General features: G+C 60.2%; 16 protein-coding genes. 11 read left to right on the top strand and 5 right to left on the bottom strand.

The window, feature by feature from the left end; genetic code table 11:
* Nucleotides 1–3: 3 nt before the first annotated feature.
* The 11 genes from ABK249_RS01945 (at nucleotide 4) to ABK249_RS01895 (ending at nucleotide 11,732) form a co-directional block, all read left to right on the top strand.
* Nucleotides 4–369, top strand: a complete 366-nt coding sequence (locus tag ABK249_RS01945) for a hypothetical protein (protein ID WP_227705067.1) — start codon at nucleotides 4–6, stop codon at nucleotides 367–369.
* Nucleotides 369–908, top strand: a complete 540-nt coding sequence (locus ABK249_RS01940; RefSeq protein WP_227701931.1) for a hypothetical protein — start codon at nucleotides 369–371, stop codon at nucleotides 906–908. The genes ABK249_RS01945 and ABK249_RS01940 overlap by 1 nt, the downstream gene beginning before the upstream one ends.
* 170 nt (nucleotides 909–1,078) lie before the next feature.
* The gene (locus ABK249_RS01935; RefSeq protein WP_348862055.1) at nucleotides 1,079–1,723 is read left to right on the top strand and encodes a hypothetical protein; all 645 of its coding nucleotides are present in this window, start codon (nucleotides 1,079–1,081) and stop codon (nucleotides 1,721–1,723) included.
* A 93-nt stretch (nucleotides 1,724–1,816) separates the two neighbouring features.
* The gene (locus ABK249_RS01930) at nucleotides 1,817–3,562 is read left to right on the top strand and encodes a GumC domain-containing protein (RefSeq protein WP_348862054.1); all 1,746 of its coding nucleotides are present in this window, start codon (nucleotides 1,817–1,819) and stop codon (nucleotides 3,560–3,562) included.
* A 116-nt stretch (nucleotides 3,563–3,678) separates the two neighbouring features.
* Nucleotides 3,679–4,578 carry a bifunctional methylenetetrahydrofolate dehydrogenase/methenyltetrahydrofolate cyclohydrolase FolD gene (gene folD, locus ABK249_RS01925; protein WP_348862053.1) on the top strand — a complete coding sequence of 300 codons (900 nt, stop codon included), beginning with the start codon at nucleotides 3,679–3,681 and terminating at the stop codon, nucleotides 4,576–4,578.
* A gap of 139 nt (nucleotides 4,579–4,717) precedes the next feature.
* Complete coding sequence (locus ABK249_RS01920; protein WP_227701935.1) at nucleotides 4,718–6,079, top strand: ABC transporter substrate-binding protein; 1,362 nt, start codon at nucleotides 4,718–4,720, stop codon at nucleotides 6,077–6,079.
* 147 nt (nucleotides 6,080–6,226) lie between these two features.
* Nucleotides 6,227–7,240 carry a carbohydrate ABC transporter permease gene (locus tag ABK249_RS01915; RefSeq protein WP_348862052.1) on the top strand — a complete coding sequence of 338 codons (1,014 nt, stop codon included), beginning with the start codon at nucleotides 6,227–6,229 and terminating at the stop codon, nucleotides 7,238–7,240.
* Nucleotide 7,241: 1 nt separating this feature from the next.
* Entirely contained in the window at nucleotides 7,242–8,402 is a 1,161-nt protein-coding gene (locus ABK249_RS01910) for a carbohydrate ABC transporter permease (RefSeq protein ID WP_348862051.1), read from the top strand.
* 34 nt (nucleotides 8,403–8,436) lie between these two features.
* A complete protein-coding gene (bglA, locus tag ABK249_RS01905; RefSeq protein ID WP_348862050.1) occupies nucleotides 8,437–10,092 on the top strand; it encodes a beta-galactosidase BglA in 1,656 nt (551 codons plus the stop codon).
* A gap of 18 nt (nucleotides 10,093–10,110) precedes the next feature.
* Entirely contained in the window at nucleotides 10,111–11,202 is a 1,092-nt protein-coding gene (locus ABK249_RS01900; RefSeq protein ID WP_348862049.1) for an ABC transporter ATP-binding protein, read from the top strand.
* Between the two features lie 173 nt (nucleotides 11,203–11,375).
* Nucleotides 11,376–11,732, top strand: a complete 357-nt coding sequence (locus ABK249_RS01895) for a hypothetical protein (RefSeq protein ID WP_037158662.1) — start codon at nucleotides 11,376–11,378, stop codon at nucleotides 11,730–11,732.
* An 18-nt stretch (nucleotides 11,733–11,750) separates the two neighbouring features.
* On the opposite strand, the gene ABK249_RS01890 is transcribed toward ABK249_RS01895, so the two are convergent.
* The 5 genes from ABK249_RS01890 to ABK249_RS01870 all read right to left on the bottom strand — a co-directional run bounded on the left by ABK249_RS01890 (nucleotide 11,751) and on the right by ABK249_RS01870 (nucleotide 18,659).
* Entirely contained in the window at nucleotides 11,751–13,112 is a 1,362-nt protein-coding gene (locus ABK249_RS01890) for a metallophosphoesterase (RefSeq protein WP_037158659.1), read from the bottom strand.
* 69 nt (nucleotides 13,113–13,181) lie between these two features.
* Nucleotides 13,182–14,999, bottom strand: coding sequence for a phosphogluconate dehydratase (gene edd, locus ABK249_RS01885; RefSeq protein ID WP_348862048.1), 1,818 nt, complete (start codon nucleotides 14,997–14,999; stop codon nucleotides 13,182–13,184).
* A gap of 80 nt (nucleotides 15,000–15,079) precedes the next feature.
* Entirely contained in the window at nucleotides 15,080–15,778 is a 699-nt protein-coding gene (gene pgl, locus ABK249_RS01880; RefSeq protein ID WP_348862047.1) for a 6-phosphogluconolactonase, read from the bottom strand.
* A gap of 4 nt (nucleotides 15,779–15,782) precedes the next feature.
* A complete protein-coding gene (gene zwf / locus ABK249_RS01875; protein WP_037158651.1) occupies nucleotides 15,783–17,255 on the bottom strand; it encodes a glucose-6-phosphate dehydrogenase in 1,473 nt (490 codons plus the stop codon).
* Nucleotides 17,256–17,354: 99 nt separating this feature from the next.
* The gene (locus tag ABK249_RS01870; protein WP_348862046.1) at nucleotides 17,355–18,659 is read right to left on the bottom strand and encodes an NAD(P)/FAD-dependent oxidoreductase; all 1,305 of its coding nucleotides are present in this window, start codon (nucleotides 18,657–18,659) and stop codon (nucleotides 17,355–17,357) included.
* Nucleotides 18,660–18,666 lie beyond the last annotated feature (7 nt).

The following is an 18,666-nucleotide window of genomic DNA, read 5'->3' as shown; positions in this document are numbered from 1 at the left end:
AATATGGAAGTCGTTTCGAATGATTATCGCATCAAGACCGTGCTTGGCCGGTTGGAGATGATAATCGACAATGAAAATCAGCGGATCGGCCGCGACCCGGAATTTGATCTGAAGGTCTCGAACGCCCACAAGAGCCGATGCCTCTATGAATTGACCATGCTCTTCCGCGGCACCGATCCCAGGGAAATCGCCCTCGGTTATGTCGACCAGATGCATGGCTTGAAGGACAAGCTTGCCCTCAACGCTCGCCGGGTCGAGGCGCATCTGCATGCTGTGCGCGCAGTCGCTGATCTCCTGAAGAGCGCTGCTCGCGATGCCGATGGTGATGGTACCTACACCCAGGAACAGTTCACCTACAGCGAGGTCTGATGATCAAGCTCCTTCTCACAGGTCTCTGGGTCTGCGTCGTAACGCTCGGAGCAGTATATTTCTCCGTGCAGATGTCTGCTGCGCCGGCGCCGGTCGATGAGGAGGCCAAGAAGAAGGAGCTTCTCGAACTGGTGCCTGGGGAATCGATCACTATTCCGGTGATTTCGGATGGCGCGATCACCGGCTACTTCCTGGGTCGCGTTTCCTTCATGATGGACAAGCAGAAGATCACGGGCGTCAAGCTCCCGATAACGGAAGTGACGACCGATGAGCTCTTCACCCTGCTGATCGGCAACAAGATGGTCGATCTCAGCAAGCCTGGCGCCTTCGATCTCGAAAAGTTCCGTTCGAGCATCAAGGATGGCATGAACAGGAAGCTCGGCGAGGGCCTTGTGGCAGAAGTGCTGGTCGAACAGCTTGATTATCTTTCGAAGGAAGATATTCGCAACAATGCTTCGCGCGGTAACAAGAATCCGAATCCGGGCCGGAAGATCGTCGAAGGCGTGAAAATCGAGGCGCCGCAGTCCTCAGGCCATTGAATGATGTCGGCGATACCTGGTGGGGTCGGCCTTATGGGTCGGCTCCTCGTTCATGAGCAGTCCCGGAAATGCACGGATCGCTCGAATTTTAACAATTGGTTTAAGCGGAATTTCAGCGCGCTCCCTTAGGGGTCGATGGGATTGTTCGTCCCTCATCGTGGAGCGCACCGATGAATGCATCGGGAGAATTCCTGGTATCCGCGTCATCCCGAACTTTGTTCGGCTTACGCACCTGCGACCTCGGGTGGAACGCGGTGCTCGGTCTCGCGGAAGGGCTGATTTCATTGCGCGGCAACCGCACGACGCTTGCATTTCTGGATGAGCGAACGGTTCTGCGTCAGGTTATCGATGCCCTTTATCGGGATCAGCTGAGCCGTCGACTGCTGTTGCCGGGCGGAAGCCGTATCTTTAGCCTGTTGGCAAATGCGCTGCAGGCAAAGCCCACGCCCGTCCGGTTCTCGGCGGGTACATTCGTTCCCGCGCTGCTGACGTTCCTGGAAAAGGGCCGCCGGATCGGTATCGCCGGCGAGGACATCGCCCGTATCGACGCTTTGCGGGGCCATTTCGCCCGCCATGCCCCCTGGCACGATATCGTGACGATCGCTCCCGATGATGAGATCGTGCAGCGTTGCGATCTCATCATCGTCGACGCGGCAAACCCAGCTGCGGAAAGGCGGATGGAGCGGCGTCTATCGTCGGTTCCCGCTGGTCTGGTCGTCATGGCGGGATCTGGCTTATCCGGCTTCATCGAAGACGCGCCGGTTCGGGTTGGAGCGAAAGTTCCGTCGATGCCGGCCAAAGCGTCTTTCGCCTGACAAGTTAACTCTTTCTTTGCCATACAAATTTAGACTGCCTTAATCAAAGGCTGCCTGCGAGGATGCCGGCGGCATGGATTTATGTGGTCATCCATGTATCAGTCGGTGAAAATCATAGAAGACCGGAATCCGGAGGCGTCGGCCATACCCGCCGACGCCGGGTCGATCCGTGCCGCGATGCGCTTCACTCTCCTCAAGGTCAGCGTCATTACACTGATTGGTGCTGCCTTGGCGTTTCCAATGGCTGCCTCGGTTCCGCAGAAGTTCGAAGCTGAAACCCGGCTGAAGATCGAAGCAGCAAGCGAGCGCGCGATCAACGATGCCGCTGCGGCGCTGCATTCGAAGCGGAGTCTGGACAATCTGATCCGCGCTCTCAACCTGGGAGGCGGCAGCGAATTCGCCGTTGATCGTTCGAGCCTCCTAAGTGTGGCCTCCGATATCGTCTCCGGCGAGGCGATGACGGTATCACAGGCTGAGAACCGGCTGCGTGACCGGCTTTCTCAGGCGATCTTGACCAGCTACGACCGCCAGGCAGGCGAACTCACGGTTTCAGTCACCGCCGCGGAAGCGGACGAGGCGGTGAAAATCGCCAACATGCTCGGCGACACGCTGAGTGACGAGATCGCCATTTCGGGGGGCGGCGCGTCTGAGCCGTTGGTGGAAAAGCTGCGTCAGACTCTTGAGCATGCCGAGGCGTCGCTTTCCGGCTTCATCGCGAAAACGGACCAGCAAAAGCTTGCCCAACTGCGCCGGGCGGAAAGCGAAGAACAACAACTGACTGCGGAGATCTCTGGCGCAGAAGCTCAGCTTGCAGAGCTGAAGCAGAAGGCCGTGCAGGCGTCTGAAATGAAATTCGACGACATTCTGAGCAAACCGTTGCCGGATAGCCTGGAATATACCGGCCTCGACTATCAGCGGCAGAGATATATCGAAGCAAAGCTCGCCGTCGATCGGCTTGCAGGCGATCTCGGCCCTCGCCACCCGCGCTTGCTCGCAGCCCGAGCGGCGCTCGAGGATGCGCGGTCCGGCATTCAGACGGCTCTGAAGCAGCTTTCGGCTTCACTTGGCCAGCAGGAGAAGGCGGCTGCCATACATCTGGCCGAACTCAAGGCGGCGAAGTCGAGAAAGCCGGGTGACAAGGAGATCGTCGATTCCGCCGCGAGGCTCGCAGGTCTCGAAGCCGCGGTCGGTGAGGCGCGCAGGAACTATCTCGATGCGCTTCAGCGCGGCGAGACGCACCCGAAAACTGCGGCAGCGAAGGTTGAGGTTCTCGTTCCGGCAACGGTCGAGAGGGTGAAAGCGCGCGGCCTGTCGGTCGCGGAGATATCGGGTGCAGGTGCATTGGCCGGCTTCTGCCTCGGTTTGATGCTCGTCTTTTTTACGCGTCGCAAACCGGTCGAGGTTCCGGTAGATGGCGCTGAAGCAGAATTTACAACTGAACCAGAGCTGACAGTTGAACCGGACTGGCGGGAGGACGTTCCCGTGCGGGAAAATGCTCTTGAAGAACTCCATGACCCGCCCTACGATGATCCTTTCCATGAGTCGCAACACCCTCGGCGCCCGCATTATCCGGCTCCCGCCAATGATCGCCCGCTCGTCGATCATATCCGCGAAGTATTGATGGCTAACCGGAGGCCGGCGCAGGAGGCAGACCTTCCGCCGCTGGTCTCGGCCATTACGTCCGCCCGCCTCGCGGAAGAAACGAGCCATGCGAGGCCGCTTGTTTCTCAACAGGATATTCGCAGGGCTGAAGAGGTTCGTGAGCTGCGCCGTCACATGACCGAGCTACGAGACCGTGTGCAGTTGCACTCCGCCCGCCGGAGCGCATCCGCAAGATAAGGCCCCGCGACATCGAATCCTCTTGCATTTGCCGTCTGCGACCAGCATAGGCGTTGGCGTGCAAATTTAATACGTGCCCGTGTATACATTGGCAACGGTTCAAGCGGGAGGTACGCGTGACTGTGGTGATCGATGGAAAAGAGGCGGCAGCGTCCGTCATTGCGGCCGTGACCGAAGCAGCTGCTTCGCTCGAAAGGGAAACAGGCGTCCAGCCGGGCTTGGCGGTCGTCATCGTCGGTAACGATCCGGCGAGCCATGCCTACGTCAATTCCAAGAGCAAGATGGCCAAGCAGTGCGGCTTCAACTCGATCCAGCACAGCTTGCCGGAAGACACGAAGCAGGAGGAACTGGAAAAGCTTGTTGCCGAGCTTAACGCCGATCCGGCCATCCACGGTATCCTGGTTCAGCTCCCATTGCCGAAGCACCTGAATGCCGAGCCGGTGATCCTGTCCATCTCGCCGGAAAAGGATGTCGACGGCCTGCATGTCGTCAATGCCGGCAAGATTGCCACCGGCGATCTCGATACCGGTCTCATTTCCTGCACGCCGGCCGGTGCCATGTTGCTCGTCAACCGTATACATGGCCGTGACCTTTCGGGCCTCAATGCCGTCGTCATCGGCCGCTCCAATCTGTTTGGCAAGCCGATGGCGCTGCTGCTGCTCGCTGCCAATGCGACCGTCACCATGGCGCATTCGAAGACCAGGGATCTCGCCACGATCTGCCGCAACGCGGATATCCTCGTCGCTGCAGTCGGACGTCCGCAGATGGTCAAGGCAGACTGGGTGAAACCTGGCGCAACGGTCATCGACGTCGGTATCAACCGCGTACCGGCGCCGGACAAGGGCGAGGGCAAGACCCGGCTTGTCGGTGACGTTGCCTATGCCGAAGCCGTTGACATCGCAGGCGCGATTACGCCGGTTCCCGGTGGCGTCGGCCCTATGACCATCGCCATGCTGATGGCCAACACGGTAATCGCGGCCTATCGCGCCGCGGGAAAGCCGGCGCCGAAGTTTTAGGGTAGCATTGAGCGTTTGCGATCTTCGACATGCTGTCGGCGGAGGGCTTGACTCCGTCGCCAGAGCGTTAAATCTCTTCCTATGTTTTTGGGAACTCCCGGCAGGGTAGCAAAAGCCGGGGCAATGGGAGGATGATTTTATGAAGACATCATTTTGGATCGGCGCGGCGCTTGCGACACTCCTTGCAGGCAGTGTAGCCGCCCAGGAACTTAAGTTCGCACCGGGTGAGGATTCGCGTTTCAACTGGAAGAGCTATGAGGATTTCAAGGCCGCTCACTCGGATCTGAAAGGACAGAGCCTCACGCTGTTCGGCCCTTGGCGTGGCGAAGACGAGGTCCTGTTCAACAGCGTTCTCGCTTATTTCAATGCCGCAACCGGCATTGACGGCCGTTATTCCTCCTCGGAAAATTACGAGCAGCAGATCGTCATCGATACGCAGGCCGGCTCCCCTCCGAATATCGCCATCATTCCGCAGCCGGGTCTGCTGGCCGATCTCGCCGCCAAGGGCCTCCTGACCCCGCTCGGCCAGGAGAATTCCGACTGGGTCAAGAGCAATTACGGCTCGGGCGCCGACTGGATCCGCTACGGCACCTACAAGGGCAAGGATGGCAAGGAGGCCTATTTCGGCTTCCCCTTCAAGGCGGACTTCAAGTCCATGGTCTGGTACGTGCCGGAAAACTTCGAGGAAGCGGGCTACGAGGTCCCGAAGACCATGGAGGACCTCTTCAAGCTCAGCGACCAGATCGTTGAGGATGGTGGCGTTCCATGGTGCATCGGCCTCGGTTCGGGCGGCGCGACCGGCTGGCCGGCGACCGACTGGGTCGAGGACCTGATGCTGCGGACCCAGAAGCCGGAGGTCTATGACAAGTGGGTCAGTAACGAGGTCAAGTTCGATGACCCGGCCGTTGTTGGCGCGATCGAGGAATTCGGCAAGTTCGCAAAAAATGAGAAATATGTCAGCGGCGGCGTGGCGGCAGTGGCTTCCACCGATTTCCGCGACAGCCCCAAGGGTCTCTTCGGTATTCCGCCGAAATGCTACCTGCATCACCAGGCTTCCTTCGTTCCGTCCTTTTTTCCGCCCGATACGAAGCTCGGCACCGATGCCGACTTCTTCTACCTGCCCACCTATGCTTCGAAGCCGGAACTGGGAACGCCGGTCCTCGGCGCGGGCACGATGTTCGCGATCACCAAGGATTCGCCAGCCGCCAAGGCCTTCATCGAATTCCTGAAGACGCCGATCGCGCATGAGGTCTGGATGGCGCAGTCATCGTTCCTGACGCCGTTCAAGGGCGCCAATCCCGATGCCTACGCCAATGAGGTCCTGAAGAAGCAGGGTGAGGCCCTGACGACCGCCACGACCTTCCGCTTCGACGCGTCCGACCTTATGCCGGGCAAGATCGGCGCCGGTGCCTTCTGGACCGGCATGGTCGACTATGTCGGCGGCAAGGACGCCAAGACGGTCGCGTCCGACATTCAGAAGGCATGGGACGGCCTGAAGTAAATCCGCTTATTGCCGCGCCGGCGAGACCGGCGCGGCTTCCAACAGATTGATTTTCAAAAGATTGACTGTTCTTCGACTATAACAGCGGGCGGATAGCCGCCAAAAAGAACCAGCATCCTCCTGCGATGCTGGTCACAAGGAGGGGACATGGTATCGCAGATCGTCTCGGCCGTCGGCGTGGTAATCGCCGGCGTTTTTGCGTGTGCGCTCTATTACTGGCTCTCCGACAAGCTGCTCCAGATCATCTTTCCGGTGCCGAAGGAGAATGTCCGGACGGCGTCTGTCAATCTCAATCGCCGGGCCGTCGTCCGTCCCTGGTTGTTCCTGGGGCCGGCGCTGATCCTGCTCGGGGTCTATCTGGTCTACCCGGTCGTCGCGACCTTCATCCTGTCCTTCTATGATCGGTCCGGCGGCAGTTTCGTCGGTTTTGCGAATTACCGATGGGCGCTCTTCGATGATCAGTTTCGCCAGTCGATCTTCAACAACATCCTCTGGCTCGCCGTCGTTCCGGCGGCCTGCACTTTCTTCGGCCTCGTCATCGCTGTCCTGACCGACCGCATCTGGTGGGGCAATATCGCAAAGAGCCTCGTCTTCATGCCGATGGCGATCTCCTTCGTCGGCGCCTCGGTCATCTGGAAATTCATCTACGAGTATCGCGGCAGCAACGAGACGCAGATCGGCCTCCTGAACTCCGTCGTACAGTTCTTCGGCGGCAATCCGCAGGTCTGGATAGCGATGCCCTTCTGGAACAATTTCTTCCTCATGGTCATCCTCATCTGGATACAGACCGGCTTTGCCATGGTCATCCTGTCGGCAGCGCTCCGTGGCATTCCCGAGGAGACGATCGAGGCGGCGGTCATCGATGGCGCCAACGGCTGGCAGATTTTCTGGAAGATCATGGTGCCGCAGATCTGGGGCACGATCGCCGTCGTCTGGACGACCATCACCATTCTGGTGCTGAAGGTTTTCGACATCGTGCTGACCATGACCAACGGCCAGTGGAACACGATGGTACTCGCGAACCTGATGTTCGACTGGATGTTCCGGGGCGGAGGCGATTCCGGCCGAAGTGCAGTTATCGCGCTTGTCATCATGGCCGCCGTGACACCGATCATGATCTGGAATATCCGCCAGGCGAACAAGGAAACGGGAGGCCATTGAGATGAATGCTGTTGCTGGTCTTCGCCGTATCGGACTTCCCCGTCTCATCGTTCACCTGTCGGTGCTCTTGATCTGCATCATCTGGCTGATCCCGACGCTCGGTATCCTCGTCACCTCCTTCCGCGATCCGGCGCAGATCACATCGTCGGGGTGGTGGACCGCCTTCAGTAGCGCCTCGCAAACCACGGCGTCGCGATTGGCAGACCCGTCTGCCGCACGGCAGGAAGGGCCGAACTATGTCATCTCCGGCTCGGTTTTCGAGGCGGGGCAGGGCGGAACCGTGCGGGCTTTCGGCACGCGTGTCGCTGCTCCAGGGGAGTTCCAGGCCGGCCAGCCGGCAGATCTCGGAGAAGGGGAGACATTGACCGTCAATGAGGATGGTAGCTACACCTACACGAAGAACGGTCCATTCGAGAGCGAGCGCGGACGACGCGTGTACCTCACGATCGCTACGCCGCCGACTTTCACCACGCAGAATTACAATACCGTGCTCACATCCCAGGGGATCGGGCAGTCTTTCGTCAATTCGCTGACGGTTGCTGTTCCCTCGACGATCATACCCATCCTGATCGCCGCCTTTGCGGCCTATGCGCTTTCCTGGATGGAGTTTCCCGGCCGTGCGTTGATTATCGCAATGGTCGTGGGGTTGATCGTCGTACCGTTGCAGATGTCGCTCATTCCGCTGCTGCGGATGTACAACGAGATCGGCACGTTCTTCGGCGTGCCGTCGAGAAGTTACGCCGGCATCTGGCTGGCGCATTCCGCATTCGGCATGCCACTCGCCATTTATCTCCTGCGCAACTATATCGCCGGGCTGCCGAAGGAGATCATCGAATCGGCCCGAGTGGACGGCGCAAGCGATTTCGAGATTTTCATCAGGATTGTGCTTCCCCTGTCGTTCCCGGCCCTTGCATCTTTCTCGATCTTCCAGTTCCTGTGGACTTGGAACGACCTCCTGGTCGCCATGGTCTTCCTCGGAACCAACAGGGAGCAGCTCGTCCTGACCGGTGCTCTGAACGCGCTTTTGGGCTCGATGGGTGGAAGGTGGGAAATCCTGACGGCCTCTGCTTTCATCTCCATCCTCGTGCCGCTGATTGTCTTCTTCGCGTTGCAGCGTTACCTCGTGCGCGGCTTGCTTGCTGGTTCGGTCAAGGGCGGCTGAGCCGATATTTCATCTGACAACAACAGGATATTGAATGACCATTTCGGCAGAAACCCCCGCAACACCCGATAAGGATTGGTGGCGCGGAGCCGTGATTTACCAAATCTATCCGCGTTCCTTTCAGGATTCGAACGGCGATGGCATCGGTGACTTGAAGGGAATCACGGCACGCCTGCCGCACGTGGCCGCGCTCGGGGCCGATGCCGTCTGGATTTCACCCTTCTTCCCGTCGCCGATGAAGGATTTCGGTTACGACGTGTCGAACTATACCGATGTCGATCCGATGTTCGGCGCACTTTCGGATTTCGATGGATTGATCGCCGAGGCACACCGTCTCGGCATCAAGGTGATGATCGACCTGGTGATGTCGCACAGTTCGGACCAGCATCCCTGGTTCATCGAAAGCCGGTCCAGCCGCTTCAATCCCAAGGCGGACTGGTATGTCTGGGCCGACGCCAGGCCGGACGGCACGCCGCCCAACAACTGGCTGTCGATCTTCGGTGGGTCGGCCTGGGCGTGGGACCCGACCCGCATGCAGTATTACATGCACAACTTCCTGACCTCGCAGCCGGATCTGAACCTCCACAATCCGGAAGTGCAGGACGCGTTGCTGGACATGACCCGCTTCTGGCTGCAGCGCGGCGTCGACGGTTTCCGCCTCGACACGATCAACTTCTATTTCCACGACAAGGAACTGCGCGACAACCCGGCATTGGAACCGTCGCGGCGCAACGCCTCCACCGCGCCGGCGGTGAACCCCTACAACTTCCAGGAACATCTCTACGACAAGAATCGGCCGGAAAACCTGGAATTCCTGAGGCGCTTTCGTGCGGTGCTCGATGAGTTCCCTGCGATCGCTGCGGTCGGCGAAGTCGGCGACAGCCAGCGGGGATTGGAGATCGTCGGGGAATATACGTCCGGTAACGACAAGATGCATATGTGCTATGCTTTCGAGTTCCTGGCACCCGATCCTTTGACGCCGGCTCGTGTTGTCGCGGTCCAGGATGCGTTTTCCCTGGCGGCACCCGATGGCTGGGCCTGCTGGGCCTTCTCGAACCATGATGTCGTGCGTCACGTCACGCGCTGGGGCTCCGATATTCTTGACCGGGATGCTTATGCCAAGATGACCTCCGCAATCCTGATGACGCAGCGCGGCTCGGTCTGCATCTATCAGGGGGAGGAATTGGGGCTTACCGAGGCGGATATCGCTTACGCGGATCTCCAGGATCCCTACGGCATTCAGTTCTGGCCGGAATTCAAGGGCCGCGATGGCTGCCGTACGCCGATGGTGTGGGATTCTCAGGCGCTGCAAGCGGGGTTCTCTACGGCCGAGAAGACCTGGCTGCCGATTCCTGTCGAGCATCAGCTTCGGGCTGTGGGGGCTCAATACGGCGATCCGGCTTCGGTGCTGGAGCAGTACCGGCGTTTCCTCGCCTTCCGCAAACAGCACCCGGCTTTCGCCAAGGGCGATATCCTTTTCCTGCCGGAAGACGGTACAGTCCTGGGATACGAGCGGCGCCATGGCAACGAAATTGTGCTCTGCGTTTTCAATATGAGTGCGGCCGCAGCAATAACGGAACTTCCGGTCGGCGAATGGGAAGTTCTGACCGGTCACGGATTTGAAAGCAGCCTGGAAGACAGACGAGTGGAGTTACCGGCTTGGGGGGCGTTCTTTGCCCGTCAAGCCTAACAAAAAGGGGAGGTGATCATGGCTGGCGTCGTTCTGAAGGATATCCGCAAGGCCTATGGACAGGTGAAGGTTCTGCATGGCATCGACCTGGACATCAGCCAGGGCGAGTTCGTGGTCTTCGTAGGCCCCTCTGGTTGCGGCAAGTCCACGCTGCTGCGGATGATTTCCGGCCTGGAGAGCATCACTGGCGGGGAGATGTATATCGACGGCCAGCTCGTGAACGAGGTGCCACCTTCGCGGCGCGGTATTGCCATGGTCTTCCAGTCCTATGCGCTCTATCCGCATATGACGGTTTACGACAACATGGCCTTCGGCATGCGGATCGCCCGCGAGAGCAAGCAGGAGATCGACCGCCGTGTCCGTTCAGCGGCGGAAATCCTACAGCTTACCCCCTATCTCGATCGGCTTCCGAAGGCGCTTTCCGGCGGCCAGCGCCAGCGTGTCGCGATCGGACGCGCTATTTGCCGTGATCCCAAGGTCTTCCTGTTCGATGAACCTCTGTCGAACCTTGATGCGGCACTTCGCGTCGCGACCCGCATTGAGATCGCCAAGCTCAAGGAGCAGATGCCGGACACGACGATGATTTACGTGACCCACGACCAAGTGGAGGCGATGACGCTTGCCGATCGTATCGTCGTGCTTTCGGCCGGTCGGATCGAGCAGGTCGGCGCACCGCTTGAACTCTACGAATCTCCGGAGAACCTCTTCGTTGCCCGCTTCATCGGTTCGCCGGCGATGAACATCATTCCCGCGACCGTCACGGAGACAGGCGACGTGACGACCGTTGCCCTGAAGGGCGGCAAGGCGGTGCATGTGCCGGTAGCCACTGCCGCGTCGGAAGCTGGCAAGACGGCAAGTTTTGGCGTCCGCCCGGAGGATCTTTCGGTCGCAACCGGTGACGACTATCTTTTTGAAGGGCGGGTCTCGATCGTCGAGGCGCTTGGCGAGGTGACCTTGCTTTATATCGAGGGCCTTGCCGATCAGGAGCCGATTATCGTCAAAATTCCCGGCATCCTGAATGTGCGCAAGGGTGAAGCGATGCGCTTTTCGGCCGATCCGAAGAAACTGCATCTTTTTGACGCGCAGGGTAAGACTTATCGCACTGCGTGAGTGAAGGGGTGTTTACCATGTTGTTGTGGTCTCTGCGCAGAATTGTTCCAGGGCGGGACTTCCAAACCTTCTGTTAAACTTCGCCGGCTAGTCTTTTCCTATTGAAGAATAGGAGGTTTGTCGTGAGTGCTGCTCCGACCAAAAATCATTTTTTGAACAAGGAAGAGTCTTTCATGTACGACCGGGAGGCCCGGTTCAAGATGGAAGACACCATGAATGCCGCCCGCATCGAGTATACCGAAAAGGGTGTGATGAACATGGCGCAGCGCCGCTGCGACGTGCTGCGCATCTCCCAAAGCGGGGCCATTCTCGGCATCCTCACGCAATATACGTTGCCGCAGCAGTTCTATCTCGATATTCCGGACGCGCGCATCACCAAGGTCGGCTGCCTGCTGATGAAGACCTTCGCCAACAACACGGTCGAGGTCCGTTTCCTGCGGCTGCTGTCGCAGAAGGAGCTTGATCGCATCTTCGTCTTCTCGACCCATCCGAACCACCGCGACCGGACGCTCGATATCCGCTCCTGGTGAGAGGGCTGCGGTGACGATTTAGCCGTCCGCCAGTGCTTCGATGACGAGCTGTTTCAGCTTGATATCGGGCACTTCGACGAAGGCGATGTCGTCGCGGCCGAAATAGCTCTTCTGATTGATGGCCGACCAGTCGTTGCAGACGATTCTGTAGCGCTGACTGCCTTCTGGAGCGTTCGGTGCTGCATAGAGGAAGTCGCCCGTGCGGGCGACAAGCGGGATTGCGCCGTCCTGATTGCAGCGTGCCAATATGGCGGAGAGCACGGCAGCATCGACTTCCGATGTCATGAGCTTGCCTTCGAAGCGCAGCGCCGCATTGAAGTCGAAGCGGCTGATATCGCCGGCAGGCAGACCGGTGCCGAACGACGTATGGCCGATGAAGCCGATATCGGCGTTCGCCTTGGCCGCCATGGCTTCCGCCGCGAACCGGGCGGTTTCGCCGAGCGTCATGGTTTTCGCGGTATGCGCAACGACGGCGCGCTCCTCTTCCTTGAGATGCCTGGCGAGCACGGTCGGAATGAGATCCTTGAGCACGGAGGAGGTGGGGCCGCTGCGATCGATCTCGATCCTCGTCAGTTCGGCAGCCTTGCCCGCAGTCGTGAAGGTGGCGATCGTGATGGCGGAAGACCACGATCCGGTATGGACATAGCGGGTTTCACCCTGCTCGTGCGTCAGCGTCAGGTGGTCGTGGCCGCCGATCATCAGCGTGCCGTCGGGCACGACCGGCAGGATATCGCGGTCCGGCACGACGCCGGCATGACTAAGCACGATGTTGACGCCATCGCCGCCAAGCAGTGTCGGCAGGTTTGCTCTGGCCCATTCCACTGGCTTCGGAATGTCCAGCTTGTCGCGCGCCGTCTTCGGATAGGTGTTGATGGCGTCCGTGCCCAGCGCGGCGATTTTCACCGTGAGCCCGCTGGCTTCGATCGTCGTGCCGGCCTGCGTGTAGGGTTTGCCGCTGCGTTTGTCGATGATGTTGCTGAGGACGGTAATGCCAAGCCCGCGAGCGCGCGCCACGAAATGGGCGAGGTCGTTGTCGAGGTCCGGCTCATGGTTGCCGATGTTGACGATGGTCGGGGCAAGCTTCGCCAGAGCGTCGAGGAAAGTCCAGTCGATTTCGCCGCCGGATCGGGAGGCAACCACATTTCCGAGTTCGAAGATGTCGCCGTTGATCAGGATGACCTGGGGAATGCCTGCGCCGGTAACCTGCTTCTCGACGACGGAAAGAAGCTGGCCCATGCGTTCGTAGGCCGAATGCAGGTCCGAAAGGATGATTGCCTGAAACCCTTCGCCGGCGGCCATGGCAATCGTCGGAAAGACCGGCATGGCGGCAGTCGATGCCAGCAAGGCCATGAGGTTACGGCGGGTGATTGCTGCACGCATCGGGTGTCTCCTCGGTTCTCGGCGGTTCCTGCGCTTCATAGAAACCGGTGAAGACAACCATATGACATGTCAAGCGAAGACGCTCGCTCCCTGGTCGGCGTGGCCGACATTGCGGCGAAAGGCGGCGAAGAGCTCGCGGCCCATGCCGAACTCGTTGTCGGAAAGATCGGCGACGACAGGCGTGCGGGCATCAAATTCCGCCGCATCCACCAGTACCTCCAGCGTTCCGGCGATCGCATCGAGGCGGATGATATCGCCATCCCTGATCTTGGCGATCGGGCCGCCATCAGAGGCTTCTGGCGTTATATGGATTGCCGCAGGTACTTTGCCGGATGCGCCGGACATTCGGCCGTCGGTGACGAGCGCCACCTTGAAGCCGCGGTCCTGCAACACGCCGAGCGGCGGGGTCAGCCGATGCAGTTCCGGCATGCCGTTCGCCTTGGGACCCTGGAAGCGCACGACGGCGGCGAAATCCCTGTTGAGCTCGCCGCGCTTGAAGGCATCCTGCAGCTCCTGCTGGTCATGGAAGACGATTGCCGGTGCCTCGATGATGTGCCGTTCCGGCTTGACAGCGGAAATCTTGATGACCGCCTTGCCGAGATTTCCCGTCAGCATCTTCAACCCGCCGTTCGATTGGAAGGGCGTTTCGATCAAGGCAAGTACCTTCTTGTCGCCGCTCTCTTCCGGTGCCGGTTCGCGCACGACCTGGCCATTGGCATCGAGCTTTGCCTCGACCGTATAGGCTTCCAGGCCCTGGCCGAAGACGGTGCGGACGTCGTCATGCAGCAGGCCCTGTTTCAGGAGTTGCTTGATGAGGAAACCCATGCCGCCGGCCGCATGGAAATGGTTCACATCGGCAAGGCCGTTCGGATAGACGCGCGCGATGAGCGGCACGACGTCGGAAAGATCGGAAATATCCTGCCAGGTAAGCTTTATGCCGGCGGCGCGCGCCATGGCGACGAGATGGAGCGTGTGATTGGTCGAGCCTCCCGTCGCATGCAGGCCGACGATGCCGTTGACGATCGAGCGCTCGTCGATCATTTCGCCGGCCGGCGTGAATTCGTTGCCGAGCGCAGTGATGGCGAGCGCCCGCTTGGCGGCTTCCTTCGTCAGCGCATCGCGCAGCGGCGTGCCGGGATTGACGAAGGATGCGCCGGGCATATGGAAGCCCATGATCTCCATCAGCATCTGGTTGGAATTGGCTGTGCCGTAGAAGGTGCAGGTGCCCGGCCCGTGATAGGATTTGGACTCGGCTTCGAGCAGCTCGGCGCGGCCGACCTTGCCTTCCGCATAAAGCTGGCGGATGCGCGACTTCTCGTCGTTGGGCAGGCCCGAAGTCATCGGTCCGGCCGGAATGAAGACGGAGGGCAGGTGGCCGAAACTCAATGCTGCGATTACCAGACCCGGCACGATCTTGTCGCAGATGCCGAGGAAGACGGCCGCATCGAACATGTTGTGCGAGAGGCCGATGCCGGCCGCCATGGCGATCGCATCGCGCGAGAAGAGCGATAGCTCCATGCCCGGCTGGCCCTGGGTGACACCGTCGCACATGGCCGGCACGCCGCCGGCGACCTGGGCGATGCCGCCTGCTTCCCTTGCCGCTTCCCGGATGATCGGCGGGAAGGTTTCATACGGCTGGTGGGCCGAGAGCATGTCGTTATAGGCGGTGATGATGCCGAGATTTGGAACGACGTCTCCCGCGAGTGCCGCCTTCTCGGCGGGGGAACAGACCGCGAAGCCATGCGCGAGATTGCCGCACGAAAGGACAGCGCGGTGAGGCCCCCTGGAACCCGCGCGTCGCACGCGGTCTAGATAGGCTTCGCGAAGCGGCTTCGATCGTTCGACGATGCGGGCGGTGATCGCCTCGATACTGGAATGGGCGGCCATGGTCTTGTCCTCTGTCGTCAATCCCGGCTTGGGAGTGGCGAAAGCCGACCGGGATTGCTCCTGTTAAAAAATGCGGGCGTTCAAGGCGCCCAGTAAATCTCGAGCGGCGATTGGGCGCGGTTGAGCACGGCGCGGATCGGCATTTCGGTTTCGTCGGAACCGGCTTTCGCCTTGTCGAGCACGTCCTTCTTGCCCTGGCCTTCGATATGAAGCGCGAGGAAACGCGCATCCGAAAGGCTCGCGAAGGAAAAGGTCAGCCGTTCTTCTCCCGCGCCCTCCGCCTCCATGGTCAGCACGCCGCGCGGACCGGAAAGGTCGAGCGCTTGTCCCAGGTTGTTGCCATGCGGGAAGAACGAGGCGGTATGGCCATCCGTTCCCATGCCGAGGATAACCACATCGAAGGGCTTGCCGATGCCGGCGGCCTTCTCTGTCGCGATCACGGCCGCCTCATAGATCGAGGAGCAGTCGTAATAGAGCGGGATGAATTTCGCTGCTGCCGCCCTGTCCTTCAGGAGATGGGTTGCGACCAGAAGGTGATTGGAGCGTGGGTTGTCGGCCGGCACGAAACGTTCGTCCACCAGCGTCACCGTGACTTTGCCCCAATCGATATCGCAGGTGGAAAGCGTTTCGAAGAAACGCTTCGGCGTCGAGCCGCCGGAAACCGCGATCGAGGCGGAACCTCGTTCGCGGATTGCCGCGGCAAGACGTGCCGCGACCTCGTCCGCCAGGGCGGCGGCGAGCGTTGCGGCATCGGGAAATTCATGAAGGTTCGCAGCCATCGTCTCAACCTTCGTGCCAGGTGCGACCGTCGCGCTCGATGAGGGCGATGGCCTGGCTCGGGCCCCAGGTGCCGGCAGTATAGCCCTGCACCTGCTGGCCGGTTTCCTCCCAGCCTTTCAGGATCGGATCGACCCAGCGCCATGCGGCCTCCACTTCGTCGCGGCGCATGAACAGCGTCTGGTTGGAGCGGATCGTGTCTGTGAGCAGTCGCTCATAGGCGTCGGGATTGCGCACGCTGAAGGCTTCGGCGAAGCTCATGTCGAGCGAGACTTCGCGCAGCCGCATGCCGCCCGGGCCGGGGTCCTTAATCATCAGCGACTGCTTGACGCCTTCATCGGGCTGCAGGCGGATGATGAGCTGGTTTGCAGCGATGCGGCCGGCAGAGGAATCGAAGATATTGTGCGGGATCGGCTTGAAGGTGATGACAATCTCCGAAACGCGGTTGGCAAGCCGTTTGCCGGTGCGGATGTAGAAGGGCACGCCCGCCCAGCGCCAGTTGCCGATCTCGGCCTTTATGGCGACGAAGGTCTCGGTGTTGGAAACACCCCCTTCAAGCTCTTCCAGATAGCCCTTGACGGGACCGCCCGCGGAAGCGCCTGCGCGATACTGGCCGCGCACGGTCATCTGCTCGACATTGGCTTCGGTAATAGGCTTCAGAGCGCGAAGGACCTTGAGCTTCTCGTCACGCACGGCCTCGGAATACATGGAGGAGGGCACTTCCATGGCGACGAGGCAGAGAAGCTGGAGGATATGGTTCTGCACCATGTCGCGCAATGCGCCGGCCGTGTCGTAATAGCCGGCCCGGCCTTCGAGGCCGACCGCTTCGGCGACCGTGATCTGCACATGGTCTATGTGTTGGGCATTCCAGAGCGGTTCGTAGAGGGCGTTGGCAAAGCGCAGCGCCATCAGGTTCTGCACCGTCTCCTTGCCGAGATAATGATCGATGCGGAAAATCTGCTCTTCGCGGAAGACCTTGCCGATCGTGTCGTTGAGTTCGAGCGCCGAGGCGAGGTCACGGCCGATCGGCTTTTCGACGACGATGCGGGTCGCCCTGGTAATCAGCTTGTGGTCGCGGATCTTATCCGAGATCGCGCCGAAAATGCCGGGCGCTACAGCGAGATAAAAGACGCGAACGCGTTCCTTGCCGTCGTCGAGCAACTTTTTAAGTTCGTCCCAGCCCTGATCCGCCTTCGCGTCGACGGAGACGTAATAGAGCCGCTCGCAGAATTTCTTGGCCTCGGCCTCATCATATTCGCCCTTCTTCAGATGCTCCTTCAGGGCATCCTCGGCGAACTTGCGGTAATCCTCATGCGAAAGGTTGCTGCGGGAGGCGCCGATGATGCGGGTCGGCTCGGTGAACTGGCCCTCGACCTGACGGTGATAGAGCGCCGGCAGAAGCTTCCGCTCGGCAAGGTCGCCGGTTCCGCCGAAGACGATACAATCAAAAGGTTCGACTGGGATGATCTGGCTGCTCATCGCTGTTCTTTCATCTCGCATGGTTGGGGGCATGTTTAATCTAATCGATTTAAAATGGCTAGCCCGAAATGGCTCGGACGGATTACTAAGGCGGGTGCGTCACCAAAGCCTGTCGCGCAGCGCAAACCACGTCAAGGCAAGGAAAAGCAGCGGAGTCCGCAGGCGCTGACCACCCGGGAAGGCCGGAATGTCGAGCGCCGCGAGGTGATCGAGTTCCGTTGCCTTGCCGGCGACCATATCAGCATAGAGTTTGCCACAATAGTTTGACAGCATCACACCATGGCCGGAATAGCCGCCGATCGAGGTGACGCCCGGCATGACCTCCTTCACGAAGGGCTGGCGCGGCAGGGTGATGCCGACATTGCCGCCCCAGGCGTGGATGATTTCGACATTTTTCAATGCCGGATAGGTGGCGACGATCTGTTTGCGGATGGCATTGGCCGTGTCCTTTGGATCGCGTGAGGAATAGACCTCTCGCCCGCCGAACAGCAGGCGATTGTCGCGCGATTTGCGGAAATAGCGCACCACGAAGCGCGAATCGGCTACGGCCTCGCCGCCCGGAATAACGTCTGGGAAATCATCGAGCGGCGCTGTGGCGGCGATGAAGGAGCCGATTGGCATGATATGCGCGGCAGTGGCCGGTTCGAGGTTGCCGACATAGGCATTGGTGGCGACGAGCGCGCGATCAGTCGTCAGCACACCTGAAGGTGTCTCGATTACGATCTTGCCGTCCGGCCCATTCCGGGTGCGTCGAATGGCGGTCGCCTTCGTCATCTCATAAAGCTGCGCGCCGGCTTCCTGTGCCGCACGGGCGAGACCGACCAGCAGCTTCAGCGGATGGATATGGCCGGTGCCCATATCGCGGACACCGCAATAATAGTCCTTCGTGCCGAGCCGTTCTGCGGTCTCCCGCCGGTCCATGAAGGAGATGTGCGGATAGTCGTAGCGCTCCGCTGCGATCTCGGCGTTCGCGCGATACTCCTTGTCATGCCCGGGCTTATGGGAAACGTTCATCTGCCCCGGCATATAATCCATCTCGATGCCGTGGATTTTGGCAAAGTCGAGAAGATAACGCTTGGCATCCTCCGCCATATCGAACAGCGCCTTGGAACGTTCGTAGCCCAGTTCCTTTTCCAGGTCCTCCGGCCACCAGCGCTGTCCAGTGCCCATCTGGCCGCCGTTGCGCCCCGAGGCCCCGTCGCCGAAACGATGCGCCTCGATCAGGGCGACCGAAACACCCGATTTGGCAAGGTTGCAGGCCGCCTGGAGGCCGGTATAGCCGCCGCCGACAATGGCCACATCGACGGTTTTCGACCCGTCGAGAGCCGGATAGGCCGCCCGCTCGCCAACGGTTGCCTGATACCAGGAAATTCCCGGTGCGATCGGGCTCTGCCACGAATCCAAGGCCTTG

Origin of the sequence: Neorhizobium phenanthreniclasticum (genome assembly GCF_040066075.1) — a bacterium.
GTDB classification, from domain to species: domain Bacteria; phylum Pseudomonadota; class Alphaproteobacteria; order Rhizobiales; family Rhizobiaceae; genus Neorhizobium; species Neorhizobium petrolearium.
The sequence above is the reverse complement of the archived record's forward strand: the minus strand, read 5'-3'. Positions and strand labels throughout refer to the sequence as shown.